We start from the raw sequence: 16,862 nt of genomic DNA on the forward strand, positions 1-16,862 counted from the left end.
AGCTTTTTTTTGTAGGATTTATTTGAGTATTATTGGTTTAAAATAAAACAATATAAAATTAGTTTAAATAAAAAATAGGGACAAATGTGGTATATATTAACTTTAACTAATGATTCATTGATTAGAACTAATTCCTATTTATTTTACGTAAACTGTTTTGCGATTCACAAACTCCATCATTCCATCTTTAGCTAGTTCACGTCCATAACCCGATTGTTTGGTTCCTCCAAAAGGCAGTCTCGGGTCTGATTTTACCATTTCATTAATAAAATAGGCACCATCACTTACTTTGTCGGCATATTTTAAGGCTTTCACTGTATTTATTGTACATATTGTTACTCCAAGTCCATAATTGGATTTTTCCGAGAGTTCGAATGCGTGATCTATATCTTTAGCTTTTATCATGGCTGCTAATGGGCCAAAAGTTTCCTGGTCGAAAGCAGGCATGCCTGGTTCTACATCACCCAAAATAGTAGGTTCGTGATAGAAGTCCTTTTGTTGGCCACCAAGTAATAGTTTAGCGCCTTGTGCAACAGATTCTTTTACTTGTGCATTCAATTGGTCAGCAAGATCGATCCTAGCCATGGGGCCAATAGTAGTGCTTTCGGCTAAAGGATCTCCCGATTTTAAAAGTCGAATCGCTTCGATAAATTTAGAAACGAATTCGTCGTAGATACTTTCTACTAAAATAAAGCGTTTTGCAGCAATACAACTTTGACCACAGTTTAACATTCTTGCAGTAAAAGCAGTTTTTACTGCCACATCGATATCAGCATCTTCCAAAACAATAAAGGCATTGCTACCTCCAAGTTCTAAAACAGATTTTTTAATGTATTTACCCGCTAATGTTGCCACTGCAGCACCCGCTTTTTCGCTTCCAGTTAGCGTAATGGCCCGTATACTTTGATGAGCAATAATTGACTCTGTTTGATCGTGATGTACTATTAAGGTTTGGAATACATTTGCTGGATATCCTGCTTTAATAAAGACTTCTTCTATTAGTTTACCACATCCAAATACATTTGGGGCATGTTTTAATAATCCAGTATTGCCGGCAGTCAATGTCGGTGCTGCAAATCGAAAAACTTGCCAAAACGGAAAATTCCAAGGCATAATAGCAAGAACACTCCCTATTGGATCGTGTCTCACAAAGCTCTGCTGAGCGTCTGTGGGAATGAGTTCATCGGCTAGGAAATTCTCTGCATTCTCTGCATAATAATCACATATCCAAGCACATTTGTTTACTTCCGATCTAGACTCCGAAATTGGTTTTCCCATTTCCAAAGTAATCATTTTGGCATACTCCTCCACATTATCACGTAACACTTGTCCAGCATTTTTAAGTAGCTTGCAGCGTTCAGCAAGTGGTACCATTTTCCATGATTCAAATACAGCCTTGTTTTGGTTGAGCTTTTCAGCTAATTCTTCTTGAGTGAGTGCAGTATATAATCCAACTTGCTCTGCATTATAAGGGTTAATACTTTTAAATTCCATAATTGATGTTTCTTTTATATTGTTATAATTCTAGGAATTATTTTAAATTTTAATTTAGCTTAATAGGTTATAAAAGGTTAATATGATTGGTAATTAATAAAATTAATTTTATCATTTCTACTATAATTATATTAGCTCAGTAATCTATATGTCTAATGCAATGATGTTATAGGTAAACTTATTCGTTGTTTTTGTAATTTACCAAAACATTGGTTTCACCTTTTTCTAATTCATCTATATTTCTTAAATGTTATTATGTTTTGATCTATTTATTTGTTCATTTGAATGTAAATTGAATTCAATATGTTTGTATTCTTCCGTAAAGTCATTAAAGCTAACTACTATTTTATCCTGAGGCCATCGTATTTGCACGCTTCCTTCAATAGGATTATATACTGCCGTATAAAGTGTTCCAAAACCTTGGTTGAAAAGCGTATTGTACAAAGGAGGTTTCAGAAAAGCATTTGTCATTTTATTTGCTGAAAGGTTTTTTTCTAATAATAAATTTTTTATAAAAACGGATCGTTCGATTGTCTTATTGAACTTGGCATTTTCTGGCCAATCTATAGTTTCCTGATGGTTTGTCGTAAAAGAGTCATCAGTAACAATAGGATCTCTTTCAGGAGATAAAAGGATAGTTTTAAAATTCCCGCTTTTATCAATAACAGTCACATTACAGGACATATGGGCAGGAATAACCATTAACTCTTCTACCGCTTCTTCCACATTACTACAAAATTCGAGTACATACCTTAAAATAAAAGGGATACCAAAACCCATTCCTACTACTTTACTTCCACCAAAAGTTAGCGAAATTGCCAATCCATCTTCATTCATTCCATCTATTGCACCAATTAGACAATCACTTGTAGCAATCACTTTTTTTCCATTCCATGAACTCAATACTAAGTTTCCTTCAAAAAGATTTGGATGATAATCATAATTGCGAACTAGTTGTACAGTGTTTTTCGTCATTACTGCCTGAGAGCAAGCACAAATATAGGCAGGTGGGTTAAAACCTGTTAGAAAATTAGCTACTATTTGATCTCCATTGCTCAATTTGCATAAACGTAAATATGTTGGCCACATTTTAGGCATATATTTCTTAAGTGCTTCCTGTGAGGCATGCAAATCCGGAAAATAAGCAGCATCTTTAGAGACCAACCAGGCATGATAGGCAGGCCAGAAAGTATCAAATAATTTTTTCCATTTTAAACCTGGAACATCGGGCTCAGAAATGGTGTTGTAATGTAATTGCATTGTTTTTTAATTAAAGAAAATAGGTGTTATAAAGGCGTCCAAAAAAAAAATATTAAATATTTGTTCTTCTTTATAATACTGGAATTATTTAGTTAAAGTACCTGAAAGTACTATTTTTTCTCTTTTATCTTCCACCAATTGTGTGACATATTTACCTCGAATGGCATTGATCCAATTTTTTGCACGATCGTTGACTTTGAAATCATCTGTCATCATGCGGCCTCTTGAAACCAAAATTCCCATATCTGCTCCTTCATACAAATAATCACCTGCTTTGGAAATATGTATAAAAAACGCTTCATTTTCAGACTCAACTGCTCTTCTGTGCGTATCCATCCTATCAAATTGAATATGACCATTATCGAACATTTTCCAAATTCCTGAGTTAGGAGCTTCAGAAACATACTCAATTGTATCTTCGGTATGTTTAACAATCAATTGGCTCCACCCGTCACAGTTTTCTGGAAGAGCCCATCTATCATTTATTTCTTTGACGTCTAGGTTGTAATCTACATTCATCCATTCCAATATATGAAACATAAAAAGAGGTGCATCTGCCAAGGCAAAAACTGCATGGTTGGTAATAGAGCTTGCTCCAGTTACCCTGGGATTTAATTCCCCTAGATACACTTCACCATTATCTTGATCAATCAAAAAGTCCAATTCAAAATAGCCTTTGTATCCTTCTTTTCTTAATTGATTACCGAAAAGTTGGGTGTATTTAGCCGCTTTTTCTCTAATTTCTGGAGTAAACGCATTAGGATATATTTCGTTTCCACACCAACCGCCTTTGTAAGGAGTCAATTCTTTAAATCCTACAAGTTCTGTCATCAATGGAGCAACAATTGTACCGTGTCTTGTTACACAGGCTTCAATAGCAGAACCCTTGCAATTGATGCGTTTCATTATTTTAACTTCTTCTTCTTTGATGATTTCTTCTTCATATTTTTTAAATTCTTCTTCATTAGTAATAAAGAAAGTAGTATGACCTGAATCTCCAAATGGGGTTTGAATTACTAAATCAGTTCCAAGAACTTTAGAAACTTTGCATAATTGTTCATAATCTGTAACATTTGAAAGTACATAAGGCACGCAAGGCACACCCGCTTTTTCAGCAATACGATTGGTATTTACTTTGTTGTCCAGTAAAGTTCTCATTTTAGCTGGAGGGAACATAATTTCAAGGTCTAATTTTTTGGCAAGTTTTTCAGTCGTTTCATCAAACATTAGAAACATTGCTTTTCCGGTAGATTCTCCTTTTTTTCTCAGGTTCAAATACGATTTAACTTCTGGATGTTGTAATAGATAATTATTGATGTCTTCAATACTAGTGAATTCATCATGTGGAATTTCTTCTTTTGGAGAAAATACATTAGGATGCTGGCCATCAAAACATTCGATATGACAAATAAATTTAAATCCTTTAATCCATTCATCCGCACCCAACATATTGAAATTAGTGGCACTTATAAAATAAAGCGGCGTTTCGTTTTTGTAAAAAAACCTTCTTATATCAGATACGCCATTAAGCATCTCAGAATTAGGGATCTTTTTCTCAGACACTTTTTTATTATTAATTGGTTTAGCTACTTTATTTGTACGTGTTGTTTTTATCGTTGTCATAGATATTCTTTTTCTTATTAGTTTAATCGGTTTTTATATTATCAATAGACATTCCGCCTATTGATGTGGTAATCTTATGTCTGTCCAATACTTTTTCCTTGAACACTCTTAAGCCTAAATCGGCTCGGTAACCATGGATTTCACTGACATCTAAAGCGGTCATGAAATTGATGATTTCTTCACTCACTACTTGTCCTGGAACTAACACAGGAAATCCTGGAGGGTAGGGTATTACAAAGGTTGAAGCAACTAGTTTTCTTCCTGTGTCAATTAAAGACAAACAGTCATTTAATGGAATGTATTCATAATTTTCTTCATCGTACGCTAAGAAATAGGCTTCTCGTAAATTACCTCCTGAAACTCCTGGTAATGACTGAAAGGAATGATGGAAATAACTGAAATCTGGCAATGGTGGGAATTCTTTAGTTAAGGAATGAATTTTTGCAGCTCTAATTTCCCTTTCCTTATCATTCAACGCTTTGAATTCATCATCTAATTCATCAGCAATTTTTAAAAGCGCATTGATAAGATAAGTGATGCTTCCTCTAGTAGTACCTATGTTGGTCATAAATAACACCGTGTTGCGAGAAGTTTTGTTGATTTGGATATTGAATTTATCCATTAAATACTTGTTTTTGAAAGTATCACCATCAACCCCAGTTTTTCCAATATATAAGGTAATTTTGGTTGGATCTAGAACAAACTCATCTTTCTCCCAAGCTTCATTCATACGATTCCATCCTTCTTGTTTGGTGTAGTATTCATTTATACCCGTTTGACGAAATTCATCAGGAATAAAATCATGTACAGTCAATACATCAAAGTATTTACTCAATTGTTGATTGTCATTCACTTTGGCTCTCAAAACCATAGCCATTTCGATGCTTTTTTCAACCAATTCAAATCCTTCCAATTGTACTTGTCGTCTGCCAACATCAAGAGATGCTAACATCTGATAGTTTGGTGAAGTAGAAGTGTGAGTCATGTACGCTTCGAGAAAGGTGTTCTCCGTTTTTCTGCGGAAATCCTCATCCCAAATATGAATCATAGATCCTTGTCTAAAACTACTTAAAGTCTTGTGGGTACTTTGGGTTGCATATACTCGAATTCGAACCAAATCTGGATTGGGTAGTATGGATTGTTCATCCTCTTTCAAACCATTAATATGTTCGTTGTATTGTTTTCTATAAGTAGTGCTCTTGTATTTTTCATAAAGCTTTTTAGCACTGAACATACCTGTACGTTGTCTATAATTATTTGCAAATCCTGCAAAAGCAAACCAAGCCTCATCCCATAAAAAAACCATATCGGGTTTGATAGCAAGAACCTCTTCCATCACGCGCTCTACATTATAAACAATACCGTCAAAAGTGCAATTGGTCAAGAGTAACATTTTTACTTTGTCCAGACTTCCTGTTTCTTTTAATTGCAGCAACTTGGATTTTATTTGTTGCAAAGGAACAGCTCCATACATTGAATACTCCTCAATAGGGTATGAATCCAAATATACCGGATAAGCACCTGCCAAAACTAATCCGTAATGATGCGATTTATGGCAATCTCTATCCACAAGTACCACATCTTGAGGCTTCACCAAAGCCTGCATCACTATTTTATTAGCTGTTGATGTTCCGTTAGTAACAAAATAGGTGTTTAGTGAGCCATACGCATCACGCGCCATCTCTTGCGCTTTTTTTAGTGGACCTGTCGGTTGTAATAGGGAATCAAGGCCACCTGTTGTAGCAGATGTTTCTGCCAAAAACATATTGCGACCATAAAAATCACCAAAATCATGGATCCATCTCGATTTAAACACTGAATTTCCGCGCGATATTGGCATGGCATGAAAGACTCCTGTTGGTTTTTGACTGTATTCTACCAAGGCAGAAAAGAAAGGAGTACTATAACGTTCTGCGATACCATGCATAATAGTTAAATGAAGTTCCTGTATGTCTTCTGATTGATAAAAGATACGTCTGAAACCTTTAATAGTATTGTCCTTTAAATGTCCAAGCGAAGAATCAGTAACATAGTAAGTGTCTAATTCTGGGCGTAGTTGCTTGATTAACTCTCCAATAATAGGACCAAGGTCAGTTTCCGGTTGTGATGAATAATCTAGATTTGTAACTTCTTCAATATAGGGTAATATAAGAGGAGTTATCAGTTTAGAATGATATGGTGGTGCATAACGCACTACAACTGCTTGTATATTATGATTGAAAAGTAAGGTAATCATTGCATCTTGAAAAGAACGTTGGACTACTACTCCATAACTAAAATTGTCATTTGGAGTCTGTAGCGTTCTTAAATTATGTTTTAATTTACCTTCTTCCTCCTGGGTAATATTGTCAACAAATAATACCTCAAAATGGTTTTTTCTAATATTTTGCTGTGGTTCATTTTCATCTATTAATTCTAATTTGTTTTCATTAGAATTAATAGAGTCAGGATTGTTTTTGTAACTATCTCCTAACAATTGTCTTGTAGTTGCAGCTACTAAATGGGATAGAGAGGCGTATTCATTACTAGCAAAGGCGTTTTCGAGTTTTTGTAATCTTTCTTTGCCTGGAAATGCAAAAAAACATTCCACTACTTTTAAATCTTTTAGTAACTCTTTGACATTTAGTATGTGCGATATTTCTTCCTCAGACCCCTTCAAGCAACGAGTTAGTTCTGTGGTTTCAATTTTTAATTTATTCCAATAATCTACCCGAAGCTGTCCGATGTTGTAATAAGGTGCGCTTTTTGTTTTATTTTTATTCACTGTTTTAATTTTTTGAATGTAAAGCCAATTTGTTTCCTTGGGAATCGATAAATATGGCAAAATAGCCTGCTTCTGAATTGATAAGTGTTTTTTGCATTACAATCCGTCCACCTACTTCTTCTACTTTGTTTAGTACATTGCTTAGGTCGTTTCCACCATTTAAATAGACTAATAGTCCTTTATCAGATGGTACTGAATTAGGTCCAGCAATTATAGCTCCACCAATACCTGATGTCGATGGAAAAAAGGCCATTGAATTCTCTTCCGTACTATTTTGCTCCATTTCAATTCCAAAAATGTGGTTATAGAAACGAACTGCTTGATTAAAATCATTGGCAGGTATTTCAAACCAACTCACATGATTTAATATTGCTTCAAGATTTTTCTTTTTACTTTTAGGTGTTCCACCCATGTTTTCTGTTTTTTAAATTAAACCATCCCCTTTGTAGTGGGCAGGTGAGGATTCTATTTCCAATTGATTTTCTTTTATCTTCAATTCTGTAATTGTATCAAGTCGGGAAGGTTTTATCAATGGACCTAATGAATCTAAATATGGAGTGTCTAAATTAGGTTGGTAAATGCCAAATTGACTTGACTTAAGATGATCTCGAAAGCTTTTAAGTGGTTGACCTAATCGCAAAATTCCTAATTCACGACTTCTTTTTACTCTTTCAATATCTAATTCTAACGGTATAATTTCTTCGGTACCTTCAGATTGATATAACACTCTTCCATCTGGTCCACAGATTATAGAACGACCACAGCCTCCAGTATCTAATCCATTTATATCAAACATAAAACATTGGTTAATAGATGCCATTGCTCTTACTATTGATAGTTCGATTTCTCTATCGATAGTTCCAGTTAAGGTAGGGTGTAAAATAACTTCTGCACCCATAGTTACTAAAGTTCTAATGGTTTCTGGAAACCACATATCATAACAAATAGATACTCCAAAACGTCCTACATTTGGCACGTCAAACACGCAATAATGTACTCCCGGTGTCACTCCAGTTTCATACGGATAAAATGGAAACATTTTGCGGTAACGCGTTACAATTTCTCCTGCAGGATTTATAACGGTAGCCGTATTGTATATATTACCATCTGTTTTTTCGAAAATAGAACCTGGAAGCAACCATATTCCATATTGTTTGGCTTTGGCCTGCATTTCTGCTTCAAAATTATTGGGAATGGGTTGTGCTGTATGTGATAATGGTCCAAAAGCGCACAGTTCGCTAAACACAATCATCTCGATCCATGGATAAAGATTCATTGTAATATCAATTTTTAACTTCATCATTTCCACGTTAGAAGCGACAGCTGATACTTTCATTTGTATTCCTGCAATTGCGAATGGTTTCATATATTTATTTTAATTATTATTAATTGTAATGCTCATTGAGACAGATTGTAAGCCTGTTTGTAAATGATTAACAAGAAGTGCTTTATGATTTGTTGTAAGCTTTCATTATTTCATTTTCTAGAATTGTTAGTCCTTTGTCTAATTGTTGAGGTGTTATTACTAATGGGCAGAGGATTCTAATAATGTTTTTATGTATTCCGGCATTCAACATAATTAAACCATTATCCGAACAGCCATCTACTATTTTTGAGCACGTTTCAGTGTCAGGTTGGCTAGGGTCATTATCTTTTACAAATTCAACAGCTATCATTGCACCAATTCCTCTTACATCTCCAATTTCAGGGCAAACTTTTTTGATTTTTTTTAATCGTCCCAAAATAGTGGATCCCACTTTTTTAGCTTTTTGATTTAAATCAATAGCTTTCATGTATTTGATGGTGGCCAATGCAGCAGCACAACATACAGGACTACCAATATAAGTTCCACCAATAGTTCCTGAAGCAGCAGCATCCATGACTTCGGCACGTCCTACAACAGCTGCTATTGGAAGCCCAGATCCCATAGATTTTGCATACGTGCTTATGTCAGGTTGTACTCCATAATGTTGCCAACTTGCCCAATGTCCTGTTCTACAGAAACCACTTTGTACTTCGTCCATTATTAACATTATTCCATGTTCGTCACAAAACGCTCTAAGTCCTAGTAAATATTTCTTTGGTATTGGGGTAAATCCACCTTCACCTTGAATTGGTTCTAAAATAATTGCAGCAACATTTTTTACGTCGACTAAATTAAGAGCGCTTTCATGCAGTCGTTTGAGTTCGTCTTTTACAAAAGCAGCCATACTTTTAAGTCCTCTATAATGATAAAAGTCTGGGAAAGGAAGTCGATACACTTCTGGAGCAAACGGGCCACAACCCGATTTATAACCTATCTTACTGGTCAAAGTCATTGCCATCATAGTACGTCCGTGATAGGCGCCTGTATAACAAAGAACTGCTGGTCGTTTTGTAGCTTGTCTTGCAATTTTTATAGCATTCTCTACCGCTTCTGCACCAGTGCTTACAAGCATAACCTTTGTTTTCTCTCCATGAGGCAGAATTTCAGCCAATTCCTCACATAATTCAATGTAAGGTTCATAAGTAACTACATTAAAACTGGTATGTAAATATTTACCTGCTTGTTCTCTTATTGCTGCAACTACAGGTTCTGGACAGTGTCCTGCGTTTACAACTCCAATTCCACCAGCAAAATCAATAAGCTCATTCCCATCGGCATCAATAATCATTGCTCCTTTTGCATCCATTACCGTAGCAGTATTAAAAACGCCTACACCATTAGCAACTATGTTTTTTCTTCTCTCAAGTAATTCAAGGGATTTTGTGTTTTCTTTTGTCATGTAAAAATCTTTCTAAGACTGTTTTTGTTAATATAAAATAAGTGTTTTTAGTTGCTTTCCATCTGAATGATACAAAGCAATGTTTAAGGTGAAAATAGTTTATTTTTACCTTAAAAAATTCTGTTATCGAAATAGTCTTATGAATAAAAATGCGGAAAGCAAATTAATGAACTTATACTATTTATGGAGTTAAAAAACATAAATAAAGACGCCTATAAAGCATCAGTTGCACATATATCTAGAAGGGAAAAAACCCCGTGGTATTATTATCAATTCGATACAATCTATTTAAAGATTACGTTAAAGATAATAAAAAAATATCCAATTTCCAAGCGTTTAGCAATTTAAAAGGGATAGAACTAGGTTAAATACAGGTAAAAAGCATCGCCTAAGAATACCAAAATAAAAGTTTAAACTCTTGATTTAAAGTGAGCAAAGACCGACAATAGGAAAATGCCAATGCTATGAAATGTATTCTAGAAGAATAATGTACTCAACTTAATATATTTGTCCCAACTTTTTGGGGAAGTGCAAATTTCAAAGCATTTATTGGTAAAATATAAAAATTATATTTAAGTCATTTTAATACTGAAAATTAAATGCAAAACAAACTATTTAATGCTTGTTCTACATTTGAATTATCCAAATGATTTTTTACAATATCATTTAGTTTTTGGAATCGATCTTCTATAGTAGTTGTTTTTAATGCTTCAATAACTTCGGTTGTTTTTTTACATTTTTCAATGGACTCAAGCGAAGGTTTCTCGGCCATATTTCCGAGTCTACCCAAATCATTTCCGGTCAATACTTTGCTGTTTCTGGCATGCAAGGGCAAACTATCCACTCCAATTCCAGTACTATAAATGGGTTTTGGAATTTCAAATAAGGAATCTTTGCTCGCTCTAGTGTACCAATTTCCTCCCATACGTGCGACCAAATCTAGTTTTTCTGTATCCAAGTTTCCGTCAATTCCTTTATATTCATTTCTAATGTGAATGTTTACCACTCGAGATAAAATTAAATTTCCGCACCACCTTCTGTGCCTAATTCGATAATGTCATCTACTATACATTCAAAAGAAACAGGTGCTTCAGCAACTCTTGGTGGTTTTATTTTATCGGAAGGAATAGGAGTTAAGCCCGATTTTATAAATTCATTGACGCCTTTTGCATACTCGGTGCTTGATAGCGACATTTGTTCCACAATAGCAAAATTGACAATATTGATAACGACCTCTTTCACTTCTTTTATGTTTTCGTAAGAGTGTTTTGTGGTGTTGTCTTTTCCTCTTCTTGCAGGCGAAAAGATCAGAAGAGGTGGGTTGGCACTGAAAACATTGAAAAAACTAAAGGGACTCAAATTTACCTTTCCATTTTTATCTATGGTACTTGCTAGAGCAATTGGTCTAGGTGCAACAGCTGTCAATAAAAGTTGATGCAACTCTGTTGTTGAAATGGATTTTGGGTCTATGGTTGTAGTGGTATCTTTCATTTTGATTCATTATAATGGGGGTAATAGTTGTGATCTGACTTCGCCAAAGCCAACACGAATCGCTCCTTTTTCGCAATAACCTCTCATTATTACGGTGTCGAAGTCTTCTATAAAAGTTCTTTTTTCGCCGTTTTCTAAAAGTATTGGGTTTTTTCCGCCCCAGCTGAGTTCTAACATCGAACCATAACTATTAGGCTCTTTTCCACTTATAGTTCCAGAAGCCATTAGGTCACCAATTTTTACATTACAGCCATTACTAGTATGATGCGCTAGTTGCTGTGACATATTCCAATACATGTATTTGAAATTAGAATTGGATACAATTGTTTCAGTCTGGTCTTTGGGTTGAATGGCAACTGCTAATTCAATGTCATAGTTTTTTAATCCTTCGTATTCTAAATAAGGCAAAACTTTGGGTTCTTGTTCAGGACCTTTTACTTTAAAAGGGACTAAAGCTTCCATGGTTACTACCCAAGGAGACATAGAGGATGCAAAGCTTTTAGCCAAAAAAGGTCCTAGCGGAACGTATTCCCATTTTTGAATGTCTCTAGCTGACCAATCATTAAATAAAACTTGGCCAAAAATATAGTTCTCGGCATCAATCGTGTTTATTTTTTCTCCGAGATTCGTGTTCTTGCCAATAATAAAACCCATTTCTAATTCAAAGTCTACTCGAGAAGAGGCTTTAAATACAGGAAAATCTACATCTGGTGGCATAACTTGACCCATAGGACGGTGTATGTTTTCGCCACTGACTATAATAGACGACGCTCTCCCATGATAGCCCACCGGTAAATGTTTCCAATTGGGTAAAAGGGCGTTTGCTGGATCGCGAAACATCATACCTACATTGGTAGCATGTTCTATACTAGAATAAAAATCGGTATAATCTCCAATGGCTATAGGCAAATGCATTTGAACCTCACTTTGCAATGAAAAAAGTTTTTTTACATTTCTCATTTTAGAATCTTCGTCACACAATTCCTTTTGAATAATTTCCCGAATAGCATTAGTTTTTTCTTTCCCTAAAGCAATAAAGTCATTTAAAAAGTTGTTTTTTAAAACCCTCTTTTTGATTTTTAATCCTTTAAAAATCCCCAGTTTTCGAGTAACAACCAAATCTAAAATTTGATCGCCAATCGCAATACAAACCGTCGGTTTTGTCGAATGAGTAGAATAAATTCCAAAAGGAATGTTATCTATTGTAAAATCGGATTGATTTGGTATTGTCACCCAAGTTTTCATAATTTTGTTTTTTTTTAAAATTATTTAGAAATTGGCCAAAATAGATTGTATATATTTCTCTTTTTTGGATTCTAATTATAGTAGTATTTCCTCTTTGGCAACTAATTGCATGCCGTCAGTAATTAATTTAGTGTAATTTTCAATAGACTTTAAGTTGGTTAAATGATTGTAAACAACTTCTTTTAGAGGGGTATTATAATTGTAAATTAACTCATAAATTTCTAAGGCTAAAAGCCAATCATTTTGGTATTTATCTTTTAATTCATTTGCGATTCTGGCTAACAATTCAAAATCCAACTTTTTGTTTTCTCGCATGTCTCTCACTTTTTGATAGAGATCGTGCAAATTGATTTCTGATTCCGAATATTTTATTTTATGCGTTTTAGTTGTAGAAACTTCAGTTAAATTCTGAAAGGATTCGGAATCAGCAGGCCCTGCAAAAGCAGAAATTATCTCTTTTCCGATGGCCATATCATAAGTACCCCATTCGGGTTTAAAGAGAATTTCATTATTATAAGTTACTGTGCAATCTTGGAAAGAGATTAGAATTATTTTTCCTCTTAAATCTCTTTTTCCCGTTATAATTTGGCCTTCAACTTTTACTCCGCTTTCAAAGTATAAGGTAGTTTGTTTTCCTTCATAAATGCCATAAATTTCCAAATCGCGTGGTGACATATCTTCTATTGCCAAATTAATTCCCTCCAATTTCCCTATGGGACTTCCAAAACCAGCAGCATGATAATTTGTTCCATGACCAATAAGTTCTTTGTCTCTAGAAGCTAATGCACTTTCTCCTTTAGTTTGGATGTAAGCTACTTTATTATCAATACTTATAACTTTTGAAAACAGTCCAGAAATTTGAATTCCAGTACTCAGTTCAATAGTCCCTATGTTTTTAGATTGAATTAATTTTTCAACTCCAGAAAGACCTCCTGTTCTCAAAGCCATTTTGTTGGCAAATTTCTCCAACACAAAACTTAGATAGGCAAAATCGGGTGTTACAAAAAGCTGGGGTTGTTGTTTGGTAATGTCAAAACTTACTTTTGCAGCATCAATGGAGAAAGGTGTTTTTTTGACACCTTCTTTCAAACACATTTCACTTTCTCCAATGGATGATAATAATCCAGCTCCATAAATTCGGGGATTGTCTAAAGTGCCAATTAACCCATATTCCACTGTCCACCAATGCAGATTTCTAATTTGGGCCATTTCGGACAATTCCCCCATATTGTTTTGAATATCATTTAAAACGGCAAGCGCTTCCTCAATTTCTTGTGCTTCCGTATTGGGATCTTCTTTTAAAATAGATACTTTTCGAACCGCTTCATATAAATCATAATCTTTGGCAGAAGCAATGGATTTACTGCCAATTTCACCAAATCGTCTTAAATATTCTGCATATTCTGGATTGGCAATAATTGGAGCATGACCCGCAGCTTCATGAATAATATCTGGAGCGGGTGTATAAGCAATATGATCTATGGTGCGAATGTCGGATGCAATTACGAGAACATTATACCCTTGAAACTCCATAAATGCATTTGGGGGAATAAAACCATCTACTGAAACTGCTGCCCAACCAATGTCTTTTAGGATTCTATTCATGCCTTCCATTTCTGGAATTCGGTCTATAGAAATCCCAGTTTTGGCAATCCCTTCAAGGTAATAACTATGTGCCACATTAGGTAAATAATTGGTGTTTAAGCGCATTACATAACGCCAAACGGCTTGGTTCTGGGCAGTATATTGCTCATACGGTTGTTTTACAATAAACTTGTGTAAGTGCTTGGGCAACCTTTTTGTTACCGCATTCCAATTCAATTCTTGACTTTCACTAGTTTCCATTTTTGTCTAATTATAATTTAAAGAGTACCTCTATTTTGTTGTTCTCTTTCGATTGCTTCAAATAGAGATTTGAAATTTCCAACTCCAAAAGATTGCGCTCCTTTTCTTTGTATCACTTCAAAAAACAGCGTGGGACGATCGACAACTGGCTTGGTAAATAATTGCAATAAGTAGCCTTCTTCATCCCGATCAATTAATATTCCGTGTTCTTTAAGTGTTTCTACATTTTCATCAATCTCTCCAACACGTTCAATTAAATCATCATAATAGGCATCGGGAACATATAAAAATTCTACACCTCTATCTCTCATAGCTGATACTGTCGCTACAATATCATCTGTCGCCACAGCAATATGTTGTACTCCTGGACCACCATAAAAATCTAAATATTCTTCTATTTGGGATTTTTTCTTGCCCTTGGCTGGTTCATTTATGGGAAATTTTATTCTACCATTTCCATTACTCATTACCTTGCTCATTAAAGCGGTATATTCCGTTGAAATGTCATCATCTGTAAAAGAAATAATTTGAGCAAATCCCATAATTTGAGCATAAAAATCACACCAAGTGTTCATTTCGCCCCAGCCAACATTGCCTACCATGTGGTCTATAAATTTTAATCCAATAGCTGTTGGATTATAATGCGATTCCCATTTTTTAAAGCCAGGTAAAAACAAACCCTTGTAATTTTTTCGTTCTACAAAAACATGCACGGTTTCGCCATAAGTGTAAATGCCAGACCGAACAACAGATCCATTTTCGTCAGTTTCTATTGTTGGCTCCATAAATGGTTTTGCACCTCTTTTGGTTGTTTCTTCAAACGCTTTTGTAGCATCGTCTACCCATAAAGCGATTACTTTTACACCATCACCATGCGTATTGATGTGTTCGAAAATTGGTGAGTCTTTTATTAGCGGAGTGGTTAAAACGAGGGTCATTTTGTCCTGTTTTAAGACGTAAGAAACACGGTCTTTCAATCCTGTTTCTAAACCAGCAAAAGCATAGGATTGAAATCCAAATGCTGTTTTATAAAAGTGAGCACTTTGCTTGGCGTTGCCCACATAGAGCTCCACATAATCTGTTCCTAATAATGGAAGAAAATCTTCAGCCTCTGAATACAGCTTTTTTATTCCGTATGCTGTGTTTTGTAAATCTTTTAATTTTGAAATAGTTGCCATTGCTTTCGGTTTTATTCTTTATTTATTAGTGTCTAACCAGGATTGATAATAGGTTTTATCACAAATCTTCATAGCTTCTTCTGTAACCATCAAAGGTTTAAAAGTATCTATCATTACCGCTAATTCCTGAGTTTCCTTTTTACCAATGCTTTTTTCCATGGCTCCAGGATGTGGCCCATGAGGGATTCCGGCAGGATGTAATGTTATTTGGCCTTTATCCACATGATTTCTACTCATAAAATCCCCAGCGACATAATACAAAACTTCATCAGAATCAATGTTACTATGATGATAGGGTGCAGGTATTGCATTGGGATGATAATCATATAATCGAGGTACAAAAGAACAGATTACAAATGCCTTTGTTTCGAAAGTTTGGTGTACTGGAGGCGGCTGATGGATTCTTCCTGTTATAGGTTCAAAATCATGAATTGAAAATTTATAAGGAAAATTATAGCCATCCCAACCAACCACACTAAAAGGATGCGCAGCATATAGATATTCGTGTATTGTGTCCTGTTTTTTTACTTTGATTATAAAATCACCTTTCTCATTATGGGTTTCTAATTCGGTCGGTGGATGCATATCACGCTCACAATAGGGAGCATGTTCTAATAGCTGTCCAAACCAATTGCGATAACGTTTTGGAGTATAAACAGGGCTTTTTGATTCTACAATAAAAAGGCGATTGTCTTCTGTGTCAAAATCTATTTGATAAATGATTCCTCGGGGAATTACAATATAATCGCCATATTTAAAGTCGATATTACCTAAATGAGTTCTTAATTTACCGCTACCTACATGAACGAAAATTACTTCGTCTGAATCGGTATTTTTATAAAAATAATCTCTTAATGATTTTTTAGGAGCAGCTAGCACAATATAACAATCACTATTGGCTAAAACAATCTTTCGACTTTCTAAATAATCTGCTGTTGGCGTAATATTAAATCCATTGAGATTCAAAGATTTCATATTTTTATCAACTGCAATTTTTGGCGAAACATCATACGATTTTAGAATGTCCTTTACTTGCGTTGGACGTTGGGTATGATATAACAATGACGACATACCTTCAAAACCGATAGTGCCAAAGAGTTCTTCGTAATAGAATTCTCCTTTCTCACTTTTATAAACAGTGTGTTTTTTGTCAGGGATATTCCCTAGTTTTTGATAGAAGGGCATAATTTTTTTAAT

11 protein-coding genes and 1 pseudogene are annotated in these 16,862 nt (G+C 34.8%); all 12 read right to left on the bottom strand.

What is annotated here, in order from left to right:
* Positions 1-138: 138 nt before the first annotated feature.
* The 12 genes and pseudogenes from E0F76_RS08260 to E0F76_RS08315 all read right to left on the bottom strand — a co-directional run bounded on the left by E0F76_RS08260 (position 139) and on the right by E0F76_RS08315 (position 16,850).
* Positions 139-1,494 carry an NAD-dependent succinate-semialdehyde dehydrogenase gene (locus tag E0F76_RS08260; RefSeq protein ID WP_132004103.1) on the bottom strand — a complete coding sequence of 452 codons (1,356 nt, stop codon included), beginning with the start codon at positions 1,492-1,494 and terminating at the stop codon, positions 139-141.
* A gap of 243 nt (positions 1,495-1,737) precedes the next feature.
* Positions 1,738-2,754, bottom strand: coding sequence for a C45 family autoproteolytic acyltransferase/hydolase (locus tag E0F76_RS08265; protein ID WP_132004106.1), 1,017 nt, complete (start codon positions 2,752-2,754; stop codon positions 1,738-1,740).
* An 84-nt stretch (positions 2,755-2,838) separates the two neighbouring features.
* A complete protein-coding gene (locus E0F76_RS08270) occupies positions 2,839-4,377 on the bottom strand; it encodes a biotin carboxylase (RefSeq protein WP_132004109.1) in 1,539 nt (512 codons plus the stop codon).
* A gap of 22 nt (positions 4,378-4,399) precedes the next feature.
* Positions 4,400-7,141 carry an aminotransferase class I/II-fold pyridoxal phosphate-dependent enzyme gene (locus tag E0F76_RS08275; protein WP_132004112.1) on the bottom strand — a complete coding sequence of 914 codons (2,742 nt, stop codon included), beginning with the start codon at positions 7,139-7,141 and terminating at the stop codon, positions 4,400-4,402.
* 4 nt (positions 7,142-7,145) lie between these two features.
* The gene (locus E0F76_RS08280; protein ID WP_132004115.1) at positions 7,146-7,553 is read right to left on the bottom strand and encodes a VOC family protein; all 408 of its coding nucleotides are present in this window, start codon (positions 7,551-7,553) and stop codon (positions 7,146-7,148) included.
* Positions 7,554-7,565: 12 nt separating this feature from the next.
* Positions 7,566-8,507: a carbon-nitrogen hydrolase family protein gene (locus E0F76_RS08285; protein ID WP_132004118.1), complete on the bottom strand. Its 942-nt coding sequence runs from the start codon at positions 8,505-8,507 to the stop codon at positions 7,566-7,568.
* 82 nt (positions 8,508-8,589) lie between these two features.
* Complete coding sequence (locus E0F76_RS08290) at positions 8,590-9,906, bottom strand: aspartate aminotransferase family protein (RefSeq protein ID WP_132004121.1); 1,317 nt, start codon at positions 9,904-9,906, stop codon at positions 8,590-8,592.
* A gap of 595 nt (positions 9,907-10,501) precedes the next feature.
* A pseudogene (locus E0F76_RS08295) lies at positions 10,502-11,397 on the bottom strand (flavin reductase family protein).
* 9 nt (positions 11,398-11,406) lie between these two features.
* Positions 11,407-12,642: a fumarylacetoacetase gene (fahA, locus tag E0F76_RS08300; RefSeq protein ID WP_132004124.1), complete on the bottom strand. Its 1,236-nt coding sequence runs from the start codon at positions 12,640-12,642 to the stop codon at positions 11,407-11,409.
* Between the two features lie 75 nt (positions 12,643-12,717).
* A complete protein-coding gene (locus E0F76_RS08305; protein ID WP_132004127.1) occupies positions 12,718-14,487 on the bottom strand; it encodes an aromatic amino acid hydroxylase in 1,770 nt (589 codons plus the stop codon).
* A gap of 17 nt (positions 14,488-14,504) precedes the next feature.
* Positions 14,505-15,665, bottom strand: coding sequence for a 4-hydroxyphenylpyruvate dioxygenase (gene hppD, locus E0F76_RS08310; RefSeq protein WP_132004130.1), 1,161 nt, complete (start codon positions 15,663-15,665; stop codon positions 14,505-14,507).
* 18 nt (positions 15,666-15,683) lie between these two features.
* The gene (locus E0F76_RS08315; RefSeq protein ID WP_132004133.1) at positions 15,684-16,850 is read right to left on the bottom strand and encodes a homogentisate 1,2-dioxygenase; all 1,167 of its coding nucleotides are present in this window, start codon (positions 16,848-16,850) and stop codon (positions 15,684-15,686) included.
* Positions 16,851-16,862: the final 12 nt, after the last annotated feature.

This window comes from Flavobacterium cellulosilyticum (assembly GCF_004349355.1).
Taxonomy (GTDB): domain Bacteria; phylum Bacteroidota; class Bacteroidia; order Flavobacteriales; family Flavobacteriaceae; genus Flavobacterium; species Flavobacterium cellulosilyticum.